19 protein-coding genes and 1 pseudogene are annotated in these 14,944 nt (G+C 70.1%); 17 read left to right on the forward strand and 3 right to left on the reverse strand.

Features of this window, described 5'->3' with window-relative positions:
* Positions 1-60: 60 nt before the first annotated feature.
* The 4 genes and pseudogenes from ACFZDA_RS08655 (at position 61) to ACFZDA_RS08670 (ending at position 1,976) form a co-directional block, all read left to right on the forward strand.
* Positions 61-906 (forward strand): rhodanese-like domain-containing protein, encoded by an 846-nt coding sequence (locus tag ACFZDA_RS08655; RefSeq protein WP_391077012.1) that lies wholly within the window; start codon positions 61-63, stop codon positions 904-906.
* 43 nt (positions 907-949) lie between these two features.
* Positions 950-1,237: a DUF1416 domain-containing protein gene (locus ACFZDA_RS08660; protein ID WP_010036201.1), complete on the forward strand. Its 288-nt coding sequence runs from the start codon at positions 950-952 to the stop codon at positions 1,235-1,237.
* 86 nt (positions 1,238-1,323) lie between these two features.
* Positions 1,324-1,581 carry a DUF3099 domain-containing protein gene (locus ACFZDA_RS08665; protein WP_391077016.1) on the forward strand — a complete coding sequence of 86 codons (258 nt, stop codon included), beginning with the start codon at positions 1,324-1,326 and terminating at the stop codon, positions 1,579-1,581.
* Positions 1,582-1,604: 23 nt separating this feature from the next.
* Positions 1,605-1,976: pseudogene (locus ACFZDA_RS08670) on the forward strand (VOC family protein).
* On the opposite strand, the gene ACFZDA_RS08675 reads toward ACFZDA_RS08670, so the two are convergent.
* Complete coding sequence (locus tag ACFZDA_RS08675) at positions 1,970-2,332, reverse strand: DsrE family protein (RefSeq protein WP_391077018.1); 363 nt, start codon at positions 2,330-2,332, stop codon at positions 1,970-1,972. The pseudogene ACFZDA_RS08670 and the gene ACFZDA_RS08675 overlap by 7 nt on opposite strands.
* A gap of 118 nt (positions 2,333-2,450) precedes the next feature.
* On the opposite strand from ACFZDA_RS08675, the gene ACFZDA_RS08680 reads away from it, so the two are divergent.
* The 6 genes from ACFZDA_RS08680 (at position 2,451) to ACFZDA_RS08705 (ending at position 7,341) form a co-directional block, all read left to right on the forward strand.
* On the forward strand, positions 2,451-3,194 hold the full coding sequence (locus ACFZDA_RS08680) for a hypothetical protein (RefSeq protein WP_391077021.1): 744 nt from the start codon (positions 2,451-2,453) through the stop codon (positions 3,192-3,194).
* Positions 3,191-4,024, forward strand: a complete 834-nt coding sequence (locus ACFZDA_RS08685; protein WP_391077023.1) for a hypothetical protein — start codon at positions 3,191-3,193, stop codon at positions 4,022-4,024. Before ACFZDA_RS08680 ends, ACFZDA_RS08685 begins: the two co-directional genes overlap by 4 nt.
* Positions 4,021-4,848, forward strand: coding sequence for a hypothetical protein (locus tag ACFZDA_RS08690; protein ID WP_391077026.1), 828 nt, complete (start codon positions 4,021-4,023; stop codon positions 4,846-4,848). The genes ACFZDA_RS08685 and ACFZDA_RS08690 overlap by 4 nt, the downstream gene beginning before the upstream one ends.
* 219 nt (positions 4,849-5,067) lie before the next feature.
* Positions 5,068-5,643 carry an FABP family protein gene (locus ACFZDA_RS08695; protein WP_010036187.1) on the forward strand — a complete coding sequence of 192 codons (576 nt, stop codon included), beginning with the start codon at positions 5,068-5,070 and terminating at the stop codon, positions 5,641-5,643.
* Positions 5,644-5,927: 284 nt separating this feature from the next.
* Positions 5,928-6,365, forward strand: coding sequence for a transcriptional repressor (locus ACFZDA_RS08700; RefSeq protein ID WP_391077029.1), 438 nt, complete (start codon positions 5,928-5,930; stop codon positions 6,363-6,365).
* A 10-nt stretch (positions 6,366-6,375) separates the two neighbouring features.
* Positions 6,376-7,341: a YgfZ/GcvT domain-containing protein gene (locus ACFZDA_RS08705; RefSeq protein ID WP_391077032.1), complete on the forward strand. Its 966-nt coding sequence runs from the start codon at positions 6,376-6,378 to the stop codon at positions 7,339-7,341.
* A gap of 19 nt (positions 7,342-7,360) precedes the next feature.
* Here ACFZDA_RS08705 and dtd read toward each other — a convergent pair whose 3' ends face one another.
* Positions 7,361-7,786 (reverse strand): D-aminoacyl-tRNA deacylase, encoded by a 426-nt coding sequence (gene dtd / locus ACFZDA_RS08710; RefSeq protein ID WP_391077035.1) that lies wholly within the window; start codon positions 7,784-7,786, stop codon positions 7,361-7,363.
* Positions 7,787-7,997: 211 nt separating this feature from the next.
* Between dtd and ACFZDA_RS08715 the strand changes: the two genes are divergently transcribed.
* The 3 genes from ACFZDA_RS08715 to ACFZDA_RS08725 all read left to right on the forward strand — a co-directional run bounded on the left by ACFZDA_RS08715 (position 7,998) and on the right by ACFZDA_RS08725 (position 11,098).
* On the forward strand, positions 7,998-8,630 hold the full coding sequence (locus tag ACFZDA_RS08715; RefSeq protein ID WP_391077038.1) for an aerial mycelium formation protein: 633 nt from the start codon (positions 7,998-8,000) through the stop codon (positions 8,628-8,630).
* A gap of 73 nt (positions 8,631-8,703) precedes the next feature.
* Entirely contained in the window at positions 8,704-9,966 is a 1,263-nt protein-coding gene (locus tag ACFZDA_RS08720; RefSeq protein ID WP_391077041.1) for a GNAT family N-acetyltransferase, read from the forward strand.
* Positions 9,967-10,189: 223 nt separating this feature from the next.
* Positions 10,190-11,098: a GntR family transcriptional regulator gene (locus ACFZDA_RS08725; protein ID WP_391077044.1), complete on the forward strand. Its 909-nt coding sequence runs from the start codon at positions 10,190-10,192 to the stop codon at positions 11,096-11,098.
* Between the two features lie 2 nt (positions 11,099-11,100).
* Here the strand turns inward: ACFZDA_RS08725 and ACFZDA_RS08730 are convergent, their stop codons facing one another.
* A complete protein-coding gene (locus tag ACFZDA_RS08730) occupies positions 11,101-11,289 on the reverse strand; it encodes a hypothetical protein (RefSeq protein WP_391077047.1) in 189 nt (62 codons plus the stop codon).
* Between the two features lie 139 nt (positions 11,290-11,428).
* Here ACFZDA_RS08730 and ACFZDA_RS08735 point away from each other — a divergent pair, with 139 nt between their 5' ends.
* From ACFZDA_RS08735 to ACFZDA_RS08750, 4 genes are all read left to right on the forward strand, one after another.
* Complete coding sequence (locus tag ACFZDA_RS08735) at positions 11,429-12,307, forward strand: GntR family transcriptional regulator (RefSeq protein ID WP_391077048.1); 879 nt, start codon at positions 11,429-11,431, stop codon at positions 12,305-12,307.
* Positions 12,307-13,050, forward strand: coding sequence for an HAD family hydrolase (locus ACFZDA_RS08740; RefSeq protein WP_391077051.1), 744 nt, complete (start codon positions 12,307-12,309; stop codon positions 13,048-13,050). The genes ACFZDA_RS08735 and ACFZDA_RS08740 overlap by 1 nt, the downstream gene beginning before the upstream one ends.
* Before the next feature lie 144 nt (positions 13,051-13,194).
* The gene (locus ACFZDA_RS08745; protein WP_391077053.1) at positions 13,195-14,253 is read left to right on the forward strand and encodes a phosphotransferase; all 1,059 of its coding nucleotides are present in this window, start codon (positions 13,195-13,197) and stop codon (positions 14,251-14,253) included.
* A gap of 39 nt (positions 14,254-14,292) precedes the next feature.
* The gene (locus ACFZDA_RS08750) at positions 14,293-14,916 is read left to right on the forward strand and encodes a TetR family transcriptional regulator (protein WP_391077056.1); all 624 of its coding nucleotides are present in this window, start codon (positions 14,293-14,295) and stop codon (positions 14,914-14,916) included.
* The last annotated feature ends 28 nt before the right edge of the window (positions 14,917-14,944 follow it).

Raw genomic sequence — 14,944 nt, forward strand, 5'->3', positions numbered from 1 at the left:
CATGGGCGCGCCCCGCAGACCTCGCACGCCCCGCCGTAACTGCCCCGGAGGAGAAAGAGCATGAGCCGCAGCGACGTCCTGGTCGACGCCGACTGGCTCCAGGAGCACCTGGACGACCCGACCATCGCCATCGTCGAGGTGGACGAGGACACGTCCGCCTACGAGAAGAACCACATCCGCAACGCCATCCGGATCGACTGGACCAAGGACCTCCAGGACCCGGTCCGCCGTGACTTCGTCGACCAGGAGGGCTTCGAGAAGCTCCTGTCGGAGAAGGGCATCGGCAACGACCACACCGTGGTCCTCTACGGCGGCAACAACAACTGGTTCGCCTCGTACGCGTACTGGTACTTCAAGCTGTACGGCCACGAGAACGTCAAGCTCCTCGACGGCGGCCGCAAGAAGTGGGAGCTCGACGCCCGCGAGCTCGTCGCCGGCGACGAGGTGCCGGAGCGTGCGAAGACGGACTACAAGGCCAAGCCGCAGAACACGTCCATCCGTGCCTTCCGCGACGACGTGGTGGCGGCCATCGGCTCGCAGAACCTGGTCGACGTGCGCTCGCCCGACGAGTTCTCCGGCAAGCTGCTCGCCCCGGCCCACCTGCCGCAGGAGCAGTCCCAGCGCCCCGGCCACGTGCCGAGCGCCCGCAACATCCCGTGGTCCAAGAACGCCAACGACGACGGCACCTTCAAGTCGGACGAGGAGCTCAAGGAGCTCTACGCCGCGGAGAGCGTCGACCTGGCCAAGGACACCATCGCCTACTGCCGTATCGGTGAGCGCTCCGCGCTGACCTGGTTCGTGCTGCACGAGCTGCTCGGCGTGGAGAACGTCAAGAACTACGACGGCTCCTGGACCGAGTACGGCTCCCTGGTGGGCGTGCCGATCGAGCTCGGCGCCAACAAGTAAGCACACCGACCGACCTTTCAAGACCTCTCTTCAGGAGTACGACATGTGTGGAGCGAAGGCCGGCGGCCCCGACGCCTCGACGATCAAGCCCGGTGAGACCACCATCCAGGGTCAGGTGACCAAGGACGGCGAGCCCGTGACGGGCTACGTGCGTCTGCTGGACTCGACCGGCGAGTTCACGGCCGAGGTGCCGACCTCGGCGACCGGACAGTTCCGCTTCTACGCGGCCGAGGGCACCTGGACCGTCCGTGCCCTCGTGCCCGGCGCCACCGCCGACCGCACGGTCGTCGCCCAGAAGGGCGGCCTGGCGGAGGTCGCGATCGCCGTCTGACGGCGACAGTGCCAGGAGGGGCCGCACCCCACGGGTTGGACGCCTGGGGTGCGGCCCTTCGGCGTGCCCGGACCTACGCTTGAGGTATGTACGCACGACGGCGGCATACGTACTTCGCGATGATGGGCCTGTGCATCGGCCTCTTCGTCCTGGCCTGGGGTGTTGTGCGGTTGTGGTCCATTCCCGTGGCCGTGGGGATGTGCGTGGTGGCCATGGTCATCCCGCCTGTCGCGGCGATGGTCGCGAACCGCCGGGGCCCCGAGGACCGCTGGTGGGACGACCCCTCCGGCGACCCCAAGTCCGACGAGTGGTGGGACGAACTGGACGGCAAGAAGCGCCGGTAGTGAATGCACGAGGGGGAGGAACCGTGCGTCTGACGGCGGCGACTCTGGACGCCCCGGACGCCCGTGAGCTGGCCGCCTTCTACCTGCGGCTGCTGCCCGGGTGGCGGGTGTGGCGCGGGGAGGACGGGCAGGACTGGGTGCACATCCGGCCGTCGGACGGCGGTACCGGACTGTCCTTCCAGACCGAGCCCGCCTACCGGCCGCCCGCCTGGCCGAGCACGCCGGACCGGCAGCAGATGATGATCCACCTCGACATCGAGGTCGACGACCTGGAACGCGAGACCGCGCGGGCCCTGGCCGAGGGCGCGCGCCTCGCCGAGTAGCCGCAGGCCGGTGTCCGGGTGCTCCTGGACCCGGCCGGGCACCCGTTCTGCCTGTACACGGAGTCTCAGTAGACGAGCGCCTGCGTCTCGTCCGCCGTCGCCTCCTGGACGAAGACCTGGGCGCCCGCGATGCGGATGCCCTTCAGGACGTCCTGCTCCGTGATCTCGCGGCGGGCCGCGCACTGCGTGCACAGGGTGACGCGGCCGGCCGCCAGGACGGAGTCGAGCAGGTCGGGGAGCGGGGCCGCGTGCGGCAGCTCGAACTCGGCGGCGCGGCCGGGCAGGGCGAACCAGGCGGACTCGCCGGTCAGCCACAGGGATACGTCGACGCCGCTGGCGACGGCCACCGCCGCCACCGTGAACGCCTGGGAGCACCGCTCGGGGGCGTCCGCCCCGGCCGTCACCTTGATCACGAGCTTTTTCGCCATGGTCCGAATCGTAATCAACGCCCGTGCAACCGCGGGCGTCGCCCGGAGGTCTCCTGTGCGCGCGTATACGGAATGCGCGACTCACCTTCTGGGGGGCGTCTTGGAAGTACCCGAAGAAGTGCTTGGCGCGTCCGAGCCCGGGCCCGGGCCGCGTCGCCGTCGGCGGGGGCGTACGGCCTCGCTGATCGGTGCCGCCGCCGTACTGGGGCTGGTCGCCGGTACCTGCGCCGGTTACCTCGTACAGGTGGACCGCGCGCCCACGAAGCTGCCCTCCCTGTCGCAGCCGACGCTCGCGCAGGCCAAGGGCGAGGGGCCCGAGCCACTGTCGGCCGCACGGGACCGGCGGGTGAGGACCGACGGGGACCTGCGGAAGTTGCTGCTGGAGAAACCGCGCGGGGCGCGGGACGCCGAGTACCTGATGGGTGACGACGGCTGGCTGGCCCTGGCGGACTACGTGGGGTTCTACGACAGGCCGGACGAGGCGTTCGGCGAGATCGTCAGCGACGAGTTCCGTCGCGCGGCCACTACCGGCTGGCTGGTCGGCAGCACCTACGAGGTGGAGATCCGCCTGGTGCAGTACCGGCAGGAAGAGACGCTCGCCGCCGCGGAGAACGTGCGCACCAACCAGTACGGGGCCGAGGACGAGGACGGCACCGACAGCTGGGCCGTGCCCGGCAGCGGAAACGGGCGGGTCTACGTCCACACGCGGCCCGACACCAAGCCCGGCTACGTGCCGCTGTACACCGCCGAGGCACACGCCTGGCGCGGCGACATCGCCCTGGAGATGTGGATCACGGACACCAAACCGATACCCAAGGCCAAGATCATGGACTTGGCCGAGCGGCAGATGGAGCGGCTGTGAGCGACAACCAGGGGGAGCAGGTGGGGAGTGCGTCCGTGTCCGAGCCCGCCCCCGAGTTCCCGGGCAAGCCCGTACTCCGTGGCCGTGTCGCCGCTGTCGCCGCATCCGCGCTGCTGGCGGTCGCCGTCGTCGGCTGCGCGGGCTACACCGTCGTGGCCGTGACCGGCGCCGACCGGGACGCGGGTGCCCCGGTCTGGACGTTCCCCAAGGCCGCCGGTGAGTCCGAGGCGCAGAGGAAGGCCGCCCCCTCGGGGCTCGCCGGCATGCTCGTGCCGTACGGGGCCCCCGGGGCCAACGGCTGGGGGCGCGGCCCCGACATCGGTGAGTACGGCCCGGACGCGGCGCTGAGCGGGCAGCAGGCCACCGCCCTGCGCAAGGAGGCACTGAGCGGTCTGCCGCGCACCCAGCGCAAGCGGCTGGAGAAGGCGGTCGACCAGCAGCGCATCACCGGCATCGCCATGCGCAGCTACCTCAGCACCACGCAGCTGTCCAGCGGCTACACCGACGACGTCTACACCGTGCGCGTCGAGCTCTCCCAGATGGAGAACCGGGCCGCCGTCCAGGGCGCCTCGCGGTTGCGGGGCGCGTTCCTCGACGCCCTGGACATCTTCCGCGAGGGCCCGAAGATCAAGGGCCACAAGAACGCCCGCTGCTTCCTGCCGCCGAAGGACAAAGACGGAAAGCTGGAGGCGATGCTCTGCTCCGGGTACGTCGGGAACGTCCTGGTCACCGTCATCGCCGACGGTGCGAAGCCGCTCGACAGCAAGGGGGCCGCGACGCTGTTCCGCGAGCAGCTCGACCGCATCGCAGAGCCGGGGAAGGCGATATGACCGAGCAGCAGACTCCCGTGCCGCCCGCGCCGCACAAGACGCCCTCGGCGCCCGTGCGCAAGGACCGCAGGGCCCTGCGGGCCGTCCTGCGATGGACGGCCGCCGTGGTCGTCTTCGCGGTGGTCGGGGCGGCCACGGCGTACGGCGTCACACGGATGGAGCGGACCGATGTCCCCGGGCTCGCGACGGAGTCCGACGGGCGCTGGGAGTACCCGGTACTCACCCGGCCGCCGCTGCCCTCCGGCAGTCCGGGCCCCTTCGCCGAGGCGAACACGGCCGGCACGCACCACGCCGACCTGCGTGCCCTCCTCCTGTCCGCTCCAAAGGGCGCCAGGGACGACAAGGCGCTGCGGGGCACGGACGGCTGGCTGGCGGAGAAGGACTTCCTGGCGGAGTACGCCGCGAAGGACGACCGAGAGGAACTCGGGCAGCACCTGACCGACCATGGACTGCGGCACATCACCGCCCGAGGCTGGACCATGCCGGACGGCACCCGCACACGGATCTACCTGCTCCAGTTCGACACCGCGGCTGTCGTCGACCAACTGCTCGCGCCCTACCTCGCCCCTTACAGCGGGCCGAAGTTCCCCCTGCGTGGCGCCGGGACGTCCGCCAACGACAAGACGTTTCCCGCCGACGCAGTGGTGGCCGACGTCGAGCGCGTGGTCTACGACGAGACCAGGCCGCACGGCGTCGAACAGGTCCGTCACTCCTACCTGGCCGCCGGTGACACCCTCGCGCTGGTCGTGCAGTCCCGGAAGGGCGGTGCGCGGGCCGTGCCCTTCCAGCAGACGGTGACCCTGCAGAGCCAGTTGCTCGGCTGACTCCCGCCCCGGGCCCACCTCACACAGAGGCCCGGGGCCCGGCCGCGTAAGCTGGGCCCGGCCCTGTGCACCCACTCGCACCCCGCTCAAGGAGCACCCCGTGGAACTCTTCTTCGAAATCCTGCTGGTCCTGGTCGCCGTCGGCGTCCTCGCCTTCGCCGGGCTCACCGTGAAGAAGCTGTACCAGGGCCAGCGCTGACCCCCGTCTAGGAAGTTCCCATGATCGAGATCCCGTCCGACCTCCACAAGGACCTCGTCCCGCTCGCCTTCCTGCTCGGCAACTGGGCCGGGGCCGGTGTGCACGACTTCCCCGGCTCCGAGAAGTGCAACTTCGGGCAGGAGGTCGCCTTCACCCACGACGGCCGGGACTTCCTCGAGTACCGCTCCCACAGCTGGGTGCTGGACAAGGACGGCAACAAGGTCCGGCCGCTGGAGTCCGAGCACGGCTTCTGGCGGATCGACGCCGAGCGCAAGGTCGAGGTGACGATGACCCGCGACGACGGCGTCATCGAGATCTGGTACGGCGAGCTGGCCGACAAGAAGCCGCAGATCGACCTCGTCACGGACGCGGTGGCCCGCACCGCCGCCTCCCAGCCGTACACCGGCGGCAAGCGGCTCTACGGCTACGTCAAGAGCGACCTGATGTGGGTCGGCGAGAAGCAGACCCCCGAGGTCGAGCTGCGCCCCTACATGTCGGCCCACCTGAAGAAGGTCGTCACCCCGGAGGAGGTCGAGCGCTGGGCCAAGGCCCTGCCCGACGACATGCCGGACGACGGGATCGCTTTCTTCAAGTAGTCCCCGCACCCTCGCTTCCCCGTGGCCCCGGCCGAGCATGGCCGGGGCCGCTCCTTGTGCGTCAGAGCCACTCCCGAAACAGTCCCGAGGGGTTAACAGATTTCTTCTGCGCGTGCAGCAGCGGGACATCGGAGTTGCCCTGGCCGCGGTCGACGAGAAGATCCGGGCCCATGAGGACATTGTCAGGACGACCGGTGCCCTGCGCGACACTCTCTCGGATCTCCTGATGTCGGGCCGGCTGCCACCGTGTCCGTGATCGGGTCGGCACTTCTACACTGGGTGCTGTGGAGAGCACCGACTGGAAGAGCGATCTGCGGCAGCGCGGCTACCGGCTGACCCCGCAGCGGCAACTCGTGCTCGAAGCCGTGGACACCCTGGAGCACGCGACCCCCGACGACATCCTCGTGGAAGTGAGGAAAACGGCGTCGGGGGTCAATATTTCCACGGTGTACCGGACGCTGGAGCTGCTGGAGGAGCTCGGCCTGGTCAGTCACGCCCATCTGGGGCACGGGGCGCCGACGTATCACCTCGCGGACCGGCACCACCACCTCCACCTGGTCTGCCGTGACTGCCAGAACGTCATCGAGGCGGACGTCTCCGTGGCCGCCGAGTTCACCGCGAAGCTGCGGCAGACGTTCGGGTTCGACACCGACATGAAGCACTTCGCGATCTTCGGCCGGTGCGAGGACTGCACGCTCAAGGCTTCAACTACCGAGTCGTAGGCTTACGGATATGAAGAGCCCCCTGCTGACCCTGCCCGGCGCCGTCCCCGCCGAGGGCGTGGACGAAGGCGTCGCCGCCCACTACGGCGATCTGTTCCGCGAGCAGCGCGCCCTCGCCGACGGCGCCGGTTTCGTGGACCTCTCGCACCGCGGGGTCGTCGCCGTCACCGGCGAGGACCGGCTCGCCTGGCTGCACCTGCTGCTCACCCAGCACGTCAGCGACCTCCCGGCGGGCCAGGCCACCGAGGCGCTGATCCTCTCCGCGCACGGCCACATCGAGCACGCGCTGTACCTCGTCGACGACGGCGAGACCGTCTGGGCCCATGTGGAGCCGGGCACCCAGGAGGCGCTGATCGCGTACCTGGAGTCCATGAAGTTCTTCTACAAGGTCGAGGTCGCCGACCGCACCGCCGACATCGCGGTCGTCCATCTCCCGGCCGGCTCCATCGCCGAGGTCCCCGAGGGCGTCGTCGTACGGGAGACGCCGTACGGGCGGGACCTGTTCCTGCCGCGCGACGGCCTGGAGGCGTACGCCGCGCAGGCCGGGCCGCCCGCCGGGATCCTCGCCTACGAGGCGCTGCGCGTGGAGCAGCACCGGCCCCGGCTCGGCTTCGAGACCGACCACCGCACCATTCCGCACGAGCTGGGCTGGATCGGCTCGGCGGTGCACCTGCAGAAGGGCTGCTACCGGGGCCAGGAGACGGTCGCCCGGGTGCAGAACCTGGGCAAGCCGCCGCGCCGGCTGGTCTTCCTGCACCTGGACGGCAGCGAGGTCCACCTGCCGGTGGCCGGCACCGAGGTCCGGCTCGCGGACGAAGGCCCCGACGGCCGGAAGGTCGGCTTCATCACGACCTCCGCGCGCCACCACGAGCTGGGACCGGTCGCCCTCGCCCTGGTGAAGCGGAACGTGGCCGTGGACGCCCCGCTGGTGGCCGGTGACACGGCCGCGGCCCAGGAAGTCGTCGTCGAGCCGTAAGGCTTGTCGTTCTTTCGGGTCAGATCTCGATCAGCACGGTGAACGGGCCGTCGTTCGTCAGTGATACACGCATCGCCGCTCCGAAACGGCCCGTGGCCACCGTCGCGCCCAGCGCGCGCAGCTGGGCGACCACCTCGTCGACCAGCGGCTCGGCGACATCGCCGGGGGCGGCGGCGTTCCAGGTGGGGCGGCGGCCCTTGCGGGCGTCGCCGTAGAGGGTGAACTGGCTGATCACCAGGAGCGGGGCGTCGATGTCGCTGCAGGACTTCTCGTCGTGCAGCATGCGGACCGACCAGAGCTTGCGGGCCATTTGGGCCGCCTTCTCCTTGGTGTCCTCGTGTGTGACGCCGACGAGGACACACAGCCCCTCGCCCTCGATCGCCCCTACCGTCTCGCCGTCCACGACGACGCTCGCGCCGTCCACCCTCTGCACCACTGCTCGCATACGTCCATCATGCAGGGCGGTGACTTTCGCGCCTCGCGCGGTTCGCGCATGGCCCGAAAGGGTGGTTTGCCCGGGCGCCAACAGGCCCTGCACGGCCGTATTTTGCTGCTTAACCGCCCATCTGGGGTCTATCGGGGGCACTCGTTCCCATAGCGGCCACTTGGGGTGGCACGATGCATTCACACACCGGTCGAGGGGACGGTTGAGGCACATGAGCACATCCAGTACCGGACATCCGCTGGGGGCTGTCTGGCCCGGCCACACGGGGGCCGCGGCGGCGGAGTACCACCGGCCGCCCACACAGCGCACCGACAGCCCGCCGTTGCCCTCGGACGCTCCCGAGCACGATCTGGTCACGCTGAGCCTGCCCGAACTGCGCACGCTGCGCCGCGACGCCCAGCGCGACGAGGCCGACCTCAGCTACGTGCGGCGGCTGCTCCAGGGGCGGATCGACATCCTGCGGGCGGAGCTGACGCGGCGCACCCCGGTGGGCTCGGCCTCCGTCGCCGCCCCCGCGGAGGCCTCCGTCGTGGAGCGGCTCGCGGAGATCCTGCGGGACGCCCCGGCCCGGCACCGCTCCTCCGCCCGTCATCTGACCCTGGGGACACCGCAGGGCGAGGAGTACCGGCGGCTGGCCGCCGAGATGCTCGCCGAGGTCGAGCTGTCCGACCTGGACGCCCGTACGGACCTGGAGCTGAACACCGCGATGGTCCGGCTCGTGCGCTACGAGCAGCAGGTCTCCCGGCGGCGGCAGCGGCTCCAGCGCACGGCCGACGAGTGCAGCGCGGAGATCGCGCGCCGGTACCGCGAGGGGGAGGCCCAGGTCGACGACCTGCTCGTGTGAGTCGTCAGCGGCCCCGCGAGGGCCGGTCGGATATTGACGCGACACCGACCGGCCCCCCGCCTAGCGTGATGCCATGACCACCGCTCCCCGCGCCGACGGCATCGACGTACGCCCGATCGCCGAAGCCGAGTTCGCCGACTGGCTGCGTGCCGTGAACACCGGCTTCCTGCGGGCGCCCGCGCCGACCGAGGAGGAGATCGAGAATCGTCGCCGGCAGTTCGTCCCCGGCCGTTACCTCGGTGCCTTCGACGGTGGCCGGTGTGTGGCGACCTTCAGGTCCTTCGACCAGGAACTCACGGCCGTGGGCGGGGCGAGTGTCCCGGCCGACGCGGTCTCGGGCGTCACCGTCACCGCCACACACCGCCGTCGCGGGCTGCTCAGCCGGATGATGGCGCGGGACCTGGCGGCCGCGAAGGAGCGCGGGGACGTCGTCGCGACGCTGATCGCCGCCGAGTACCCGATCTACGGCCGGTACGGCTTCGGGCCGGCGGCCTGGACGTCGGAGTGGACGGTCGACGTGCCGCGCGCCGGTCTCGACGCCCGCTGGGCGAGCCCGGCGGACGGCGGGCGGATCGACCTGGTGGACGGCGAGGACGTCCGCAAGCTCGGCCCGGAGCTGCACGAGCGGCTGCGCCGCACCCGGCCCGGTGTCATCACCCGTGACGAGGTGTGGTGGAAGGTCAGCACCGGTGCCCTGCGGTTCGACCCGTCGTGGAAGCTTCCCTTCTTCGCCGTGTACCGCTCGGCGTCCGGCGAGGTCGAGGGCATGGCCGCCTACGACGTCGACGACAACTGGGGTGACGCCAAGCAGCCGTTGAACACGGCCACCGTGAGGTGGCTGCTCGGCGCGACACCGGCCGCGGAGCGCGCCCTGTGGCAGTACCTGTGCTCCATCGACTGGGTCGTGACGGTCAAGAGCGGCTGGCGGGCGCCCGACGACCTGCTCCCGTTCCTGCTGCCGGATCCGCGGGCGGCCAGGATCACCTCGCTGGCGGACTGGCTGTGGGTGCGGATCCTCGATGTCGTACGGGCGCTTGAGGCGCGGACGTACGAGGGGGAGGGGGCGCTGGTGCTGGAGGTCGCCGGCGTGGACGGACTGACCGGTGGGCGCTACCGGCTTCAGGCCTCGGCGGACGGGGCGTCCTGTGCGCCGACCACCCGGAGCGCGGACATCGCGCTGGGGCTGGGGGAGTTGGCGGCGCTGTGGCTCGGGGACGAGTCGGCGGTGCGTCTTGCGGCGCTCGGCCGGGTCCGGGAAGAACGAGCGGGCGCCGCCCGGAAGGCCGACGCCCTGCTGCGTACGTCCAGGCGGCCTTGGTGCCCGGACATGTTCTGAGCCGCCCTCCTTTCGCCGGCGGCAGGGATCCCGCATCCGTAGCGAGGTGTCCGGGGCTCCCGGCTCCCCTCCGGAAGGGAGCCCCATGATGGATGGCCAGCCCCTGAAGATCTGACCATGTCGCTCAAGTTGGCGACCAACTTCTCTGTACTTATCTCCGCTTGGAAGCGTCTCATAACCACCTGGTGATGAACTGCCGGAAGATGGCGGGAAGTTGTACTGTTTGGTTGTGGACCCGGAACACGCCTCCGTCACTGGACGGAAGAGGTCGCAACGGCCACAGAGAACACATCACGAGGTGGCCGACGAACTGCGCGCCCGGATCAGGTCAGGAGCACTGCGGCCGGGTGAACGCATGCCCACCCAGGCCCAGCTGGCCCACGAGTTCGGCGTCGAGCGCGGTGCCGTCCGCCAGGCCCTGCGCATCCTCCAGTCCGAGCGGCTGCTCACCAACGTGTCCAAGGGCAGCCCGGCGACCGTCGCCCCGGAGCCCGCCAGGGCGCTGACCGGCCCGCAAGCCCCGCCCCTGCCCACCACGGTGGCCCTCGCGCCCCGGATCGCGGCGGCCTTCGCGGCGGAGCACGTCGAGATCGACGCCGTGTGCCTGACCGCGATCTCCCTGACGCTCGCCATCGGTGAGCCCCTGCGGCAGATCCACGCCGGACGGCTGAAACCGGCCAAGGTCGACGTCCGGGTCCTGCTGCCCAGCCGGGACATCGACCTCGCCTTCCCGGTGCCGGTCGGAGGGCACGGTGACGACTCGGTGCACGAGCGGTGGCTGGCGATGCGCAACGCCCAGGGGCAGGTCCTCCAGCACAACCTGCTGGCCCTGCGCGCCACGCACGGCATCGACGTCCACGTCACGTTCCGCGCGCTGCCCTTCACCCCGCCGGTGAAGCTGTACCTGCTCAACGACACCGAGGCGCTGTTCGCGTACTACACGCTGATGCGCCGGGAGGCCGAGATCGACCACGAGCACCTGGAGATGTACGACGCCCAGGGCACCCAGTCGATGCTGTTCTCCTTCCAGCAGGGGCCCGGCCTGCGCGACACGACGTTCGTCGAGCAGTCGCACCTGTGGTTCAACGCACTGTGGGAGACGATCAGTTCGGAGCTGGTGCTGACGAGCTGACGTCAGCGGACGGGGCCCGTCATCAGCAGGGCGAGCACGACCGCTCCGGCGGAGCTGACCGCCGGGCTCTTGGCCTTGATGCCCACGCTGAGAAGGATCAGCCCGACGATTCCGGCCGGACCGTACTTCCACTGGACGAGCTGCTCGAAGGCGACGACGAAGGCGGCGGAGAGGAGAGCGAGGGCGGGCATCTGGTTTCCCCCTTCGGAAGCAAAACTTCCGCCAACTCAATCGAGTTGGCAACCAACTCTGATTAAGTTGTCCCCACTTGGCTACTAGTAATAAACAACTTTCAAACAACTCCCGCCAGATGGATCAGAGTTGTAGCGTTTGGTCGTGACCCAGGAGAGCGTGGCAGTGAACGGCAGCAGCAGGCATTCGCCCCAGAGGATCGCCGACATCCTGCGGGAACGTATCCGCGCCGGTGAACTCAAGCCGGGCGACCGCCTGCCCACCCAGGCCGAACTGGCGGAGGAGTTCGGCGTGGAACGCGGCGCCGTGCGTCAGGCCCTGCGAGCGCTCCAGGAGGACGGTCTCCTCACCAACGTCAGCAAGGGCAGCCCGCCGCGGATCGCCGCGCCCGCCCCGGCCCGCGGTGAGCCCCAGCCGACGATGGTGGGCCTGGCACCGCGGCTCACCGAGGCGTTCTCGGCCCGCCGGGTCCGCGTCGACGTCGTCTGCCACACCGCGGAGACCCTGATGGTCGCCATCGGCGAGCCGCTCCGCCTGATCCACGAGGGCCGTATCCACCCCGAGTCGATCGACGTCCGCATCCTGGTCCCCTCCCGGGACATCGAGCTGGCCTTCCCGGTGCCCGTGGAGGCGCACGGCGACGACAATCCGGTCCACCAGCGCTGGCTGGCGATGCGCAACGCCCAGGGGCAGGTCCTCCAGCACAACCTGCTGGCCCTGCGCTCCACGCACGGCATCGACGTCCACGTCACGTTCCGCGCGCTGCCCTTCACCCCGCCGGTGAAGCTGTACCTGCTCAACCAGGAGGAGGCGCTGATCGGCTACTACATGCTGACCAGGCGCGCGGAGGAGTGGGGCAGCCAGACCCTGGACATGTACGACGTCCTCGGCTCCCAGTCGCTCCTCTTCTCCTTCGTGAAACGGGCGGGCCTGCGGGACGCCGCGTTCGTCCAGGAATCCCAGAAGTGGTTCGACGCCCTCTGGGAAACCATCACCACGGACCTGACACTCTCCTAGTGACTTCTGATACGACACAGACTGGTTCGGCGACAGTCGAGAACGAGAACGACCAGTACCACCTTCCGACTCTGATCAAAGGCGCCCGTGTCGTGCTGTGGGACTTCGACGGTCCCATCTGCCGGCTGTTCGCCCGGCACTCGGCGGACGGGGTGGCGGGCGACCTGGTGGCCTGGCTGGAGGGCCGGGGGCTGCACGGCCTGCTGACGGAGAAGGAACGCGAGTCGCTCGACCCGCAGGTCGTCCTGCGCGCCGTGGACCGCCGGCATCCCGGCAGCGACCTCGTCGCGGAGCTGGAGGAACGCCTCACCCAGGAGGAGCTGCGGGCCGCGTCCTTGGCTATGCCGACCCCGTACGCGGATCCGCTCATACGCACCTGGTCCGCGGTGGGCTCCGGCCTCGCGATCACCACCAACAACTCCCCGCGGGTGGTCCGCACGTACCTCGAAGGCCGGGGCATCGCCGGCTGCTTCGCCCCGCACATCTACGGCCGCACCCAGGAACTCCACCACCTGAAGCCGGATCCCCACTGCCTCAACCGGGCGCTGAACGCCATGGGCGCGGCCCCTGGCGACGCCCTGATGATCGGCGACACGCCCCCGGACCACGAGGCCGCCGCCCGGGCCGGGGTGCCGTTCCTCGGGTACGCGAGCAACCCCCGCAAGGCCAAGATCCTCAAGGAGGCGGGAGCCGGGGCCGTGATCGAATCCCTGGAGCCCGTGCTGGCCTTGCTGCGCGGCTAGGCAGTATCGCTCAGGGACGCCGGTTCACCTGGGAGGGGGGAGTTCGGATCGATACCCCGGTTCTCCCCTGATCACGGCGTCCGGTGGAGTAACGTGCCTTCCCCCTTACACCATCCGCACCACCGGGGCAGGCTGAACCACCCAATGACACCCCCATCGGTCTCCGGTGCTCGGCAGCGAGCAGTCGAGTTGAGCGGCGACCCGAGCCTGGTCACGGGGCCGCTCAAGGGGTACCACCACGAGACCTACGTCCTCGCGCTGCCCGGCGGGACACGGACCGTCAAGGTACGTGAGCCGCGCTCCGAGATCCTGTGGTTCGACCGGAGGTGCTTCAGGTCGGAGGAGGCGCTGCTGCGCGCCCTCCAGGAGCACATCAGCCGCGTCCCCGGCATCGTCGATGTCGCCGGTATGGGGTTCCAGGGCTTCATCGAGGGGCGGACGCTCGGTGAGCAGCGGCGGCCGGGGCGGCGCGTGCCCGACGCGGTGTTCGACCAGATCGTCGATCTCTTCCGGGAGATGGTGCGGGTCACGCCGGACATGCTGCGGGTGGAGCGGCGCTGTTCGGACCGCGACCGCGCCGAGGAGGGGGACAGCGACGGTTTTCTGGAGCGTCTGATCGTCTTCGTCGAGGATCAGGTCTACCGGAAGAACCGCACGGAGTTCGCCGGCCTGTTCCACGCGCTCGGTATCTCGGAGGAATCGTTCACCCTGCTCCGCAAGCACGTCCTGGGGCTGAAGGAGCGCCCCTTCTGTCTCCTGCACGCGGATCTGCACCGGGAGAACTTCGTCCTCGACCCCGACGGCCGGCTCTGGGCCATCGACTGGGAGCTGGCGATGCTGGGCGATCCGCTCTACGACCTGGCCACCCACCTCTACCTGATGCGCTACCCGGGCGATCAGGAGAGCCGGATGATCCGTGAGTGGTGCGACCTGGTCGAGGGGATCCGGCCGGGCAGCTCGGCCGGGTGGGAGCGGGACCTGCCGCTGATCCTCGACTTCAAGCGGGCGCAGTCGGTCTTCACCGACGTCATCCGGGTGTCGCTGTCCCTGCGCGAGGACGCGGCCTTCAACTGGGTGGCCCTGCCCGTGGCCGCCGGCAGGCTCCAGAAGATCCTCACCGCCGCCGCACGCCCGCTCGGCCTGGCGCAGGTGCCGAGCCGCTCGCAGATCATGGCCGCGCTGGTCCGCTGGCACACGCCCTGACACGGACTCCCGCGGCCCGGTACTGCGTAGGCTCGCCGCATGAGTGAGATCGGGCTGCGGGAGCGCAAGAAGCAGCGGATGTACCAGGTCGTGTCGGACATCGCGATCCGGCTCTTCCTGGAGAAGGGGTTCGACGCGGTGTCCGTCGCCGAGGTGGCGGCGGCGGCCGAGATCTCCAAGCCGACGCTGTTCCGGTACTTCCCCGCGAAGGAGGATCTGGTGCTGCACCGGATCGCCGACCACGAGGGCGAGGCCGCGCGGGTGGTGGCACAGGCCGAGGGGGAGCCCGTGGAGGCGCTGCGGCGGCACTTCCTGGAGGGGCTTCAGCGGTGCGATCCCGTGACCGGGCTCAACGACGATCCCCGGGTGCTCGCCTTCCACCGGCTGCTCTACGGGACGCCCTCCCTGGTCGCCCGGGCGCACACGCACCAGGAGCGCTCCGAGGCCGCGCTCGCCGAGGCGCTCGGCGGTGATCTGGACGCGCGGCTCGCGGCCGGGCAGATCATGGCCGTGCGGCGGATCCTCGCGATGGAGAACTGGCGGCGGATCGCGGCGGGGGAGTCGATGGCGGACGTACGGGCGGACGCGGTGGCGGCGGCGGAGCGGGCCTTCGGGTGGCTGGCGGCGGGGCTGCCGCCCGGCATCCAAAGTGATACCAAGTAATAAATTTAACTTGGTTGCGTTTTCCTTG

It is taken from the genome of Streptomyces sp. NPDC007991 (genome assembly GCF_042958445.1).
GTDB lineage: Bacteria > Actinomycetota > Actinomycetes > Streptomycetales > Streptomycetaceae > Streptomyces.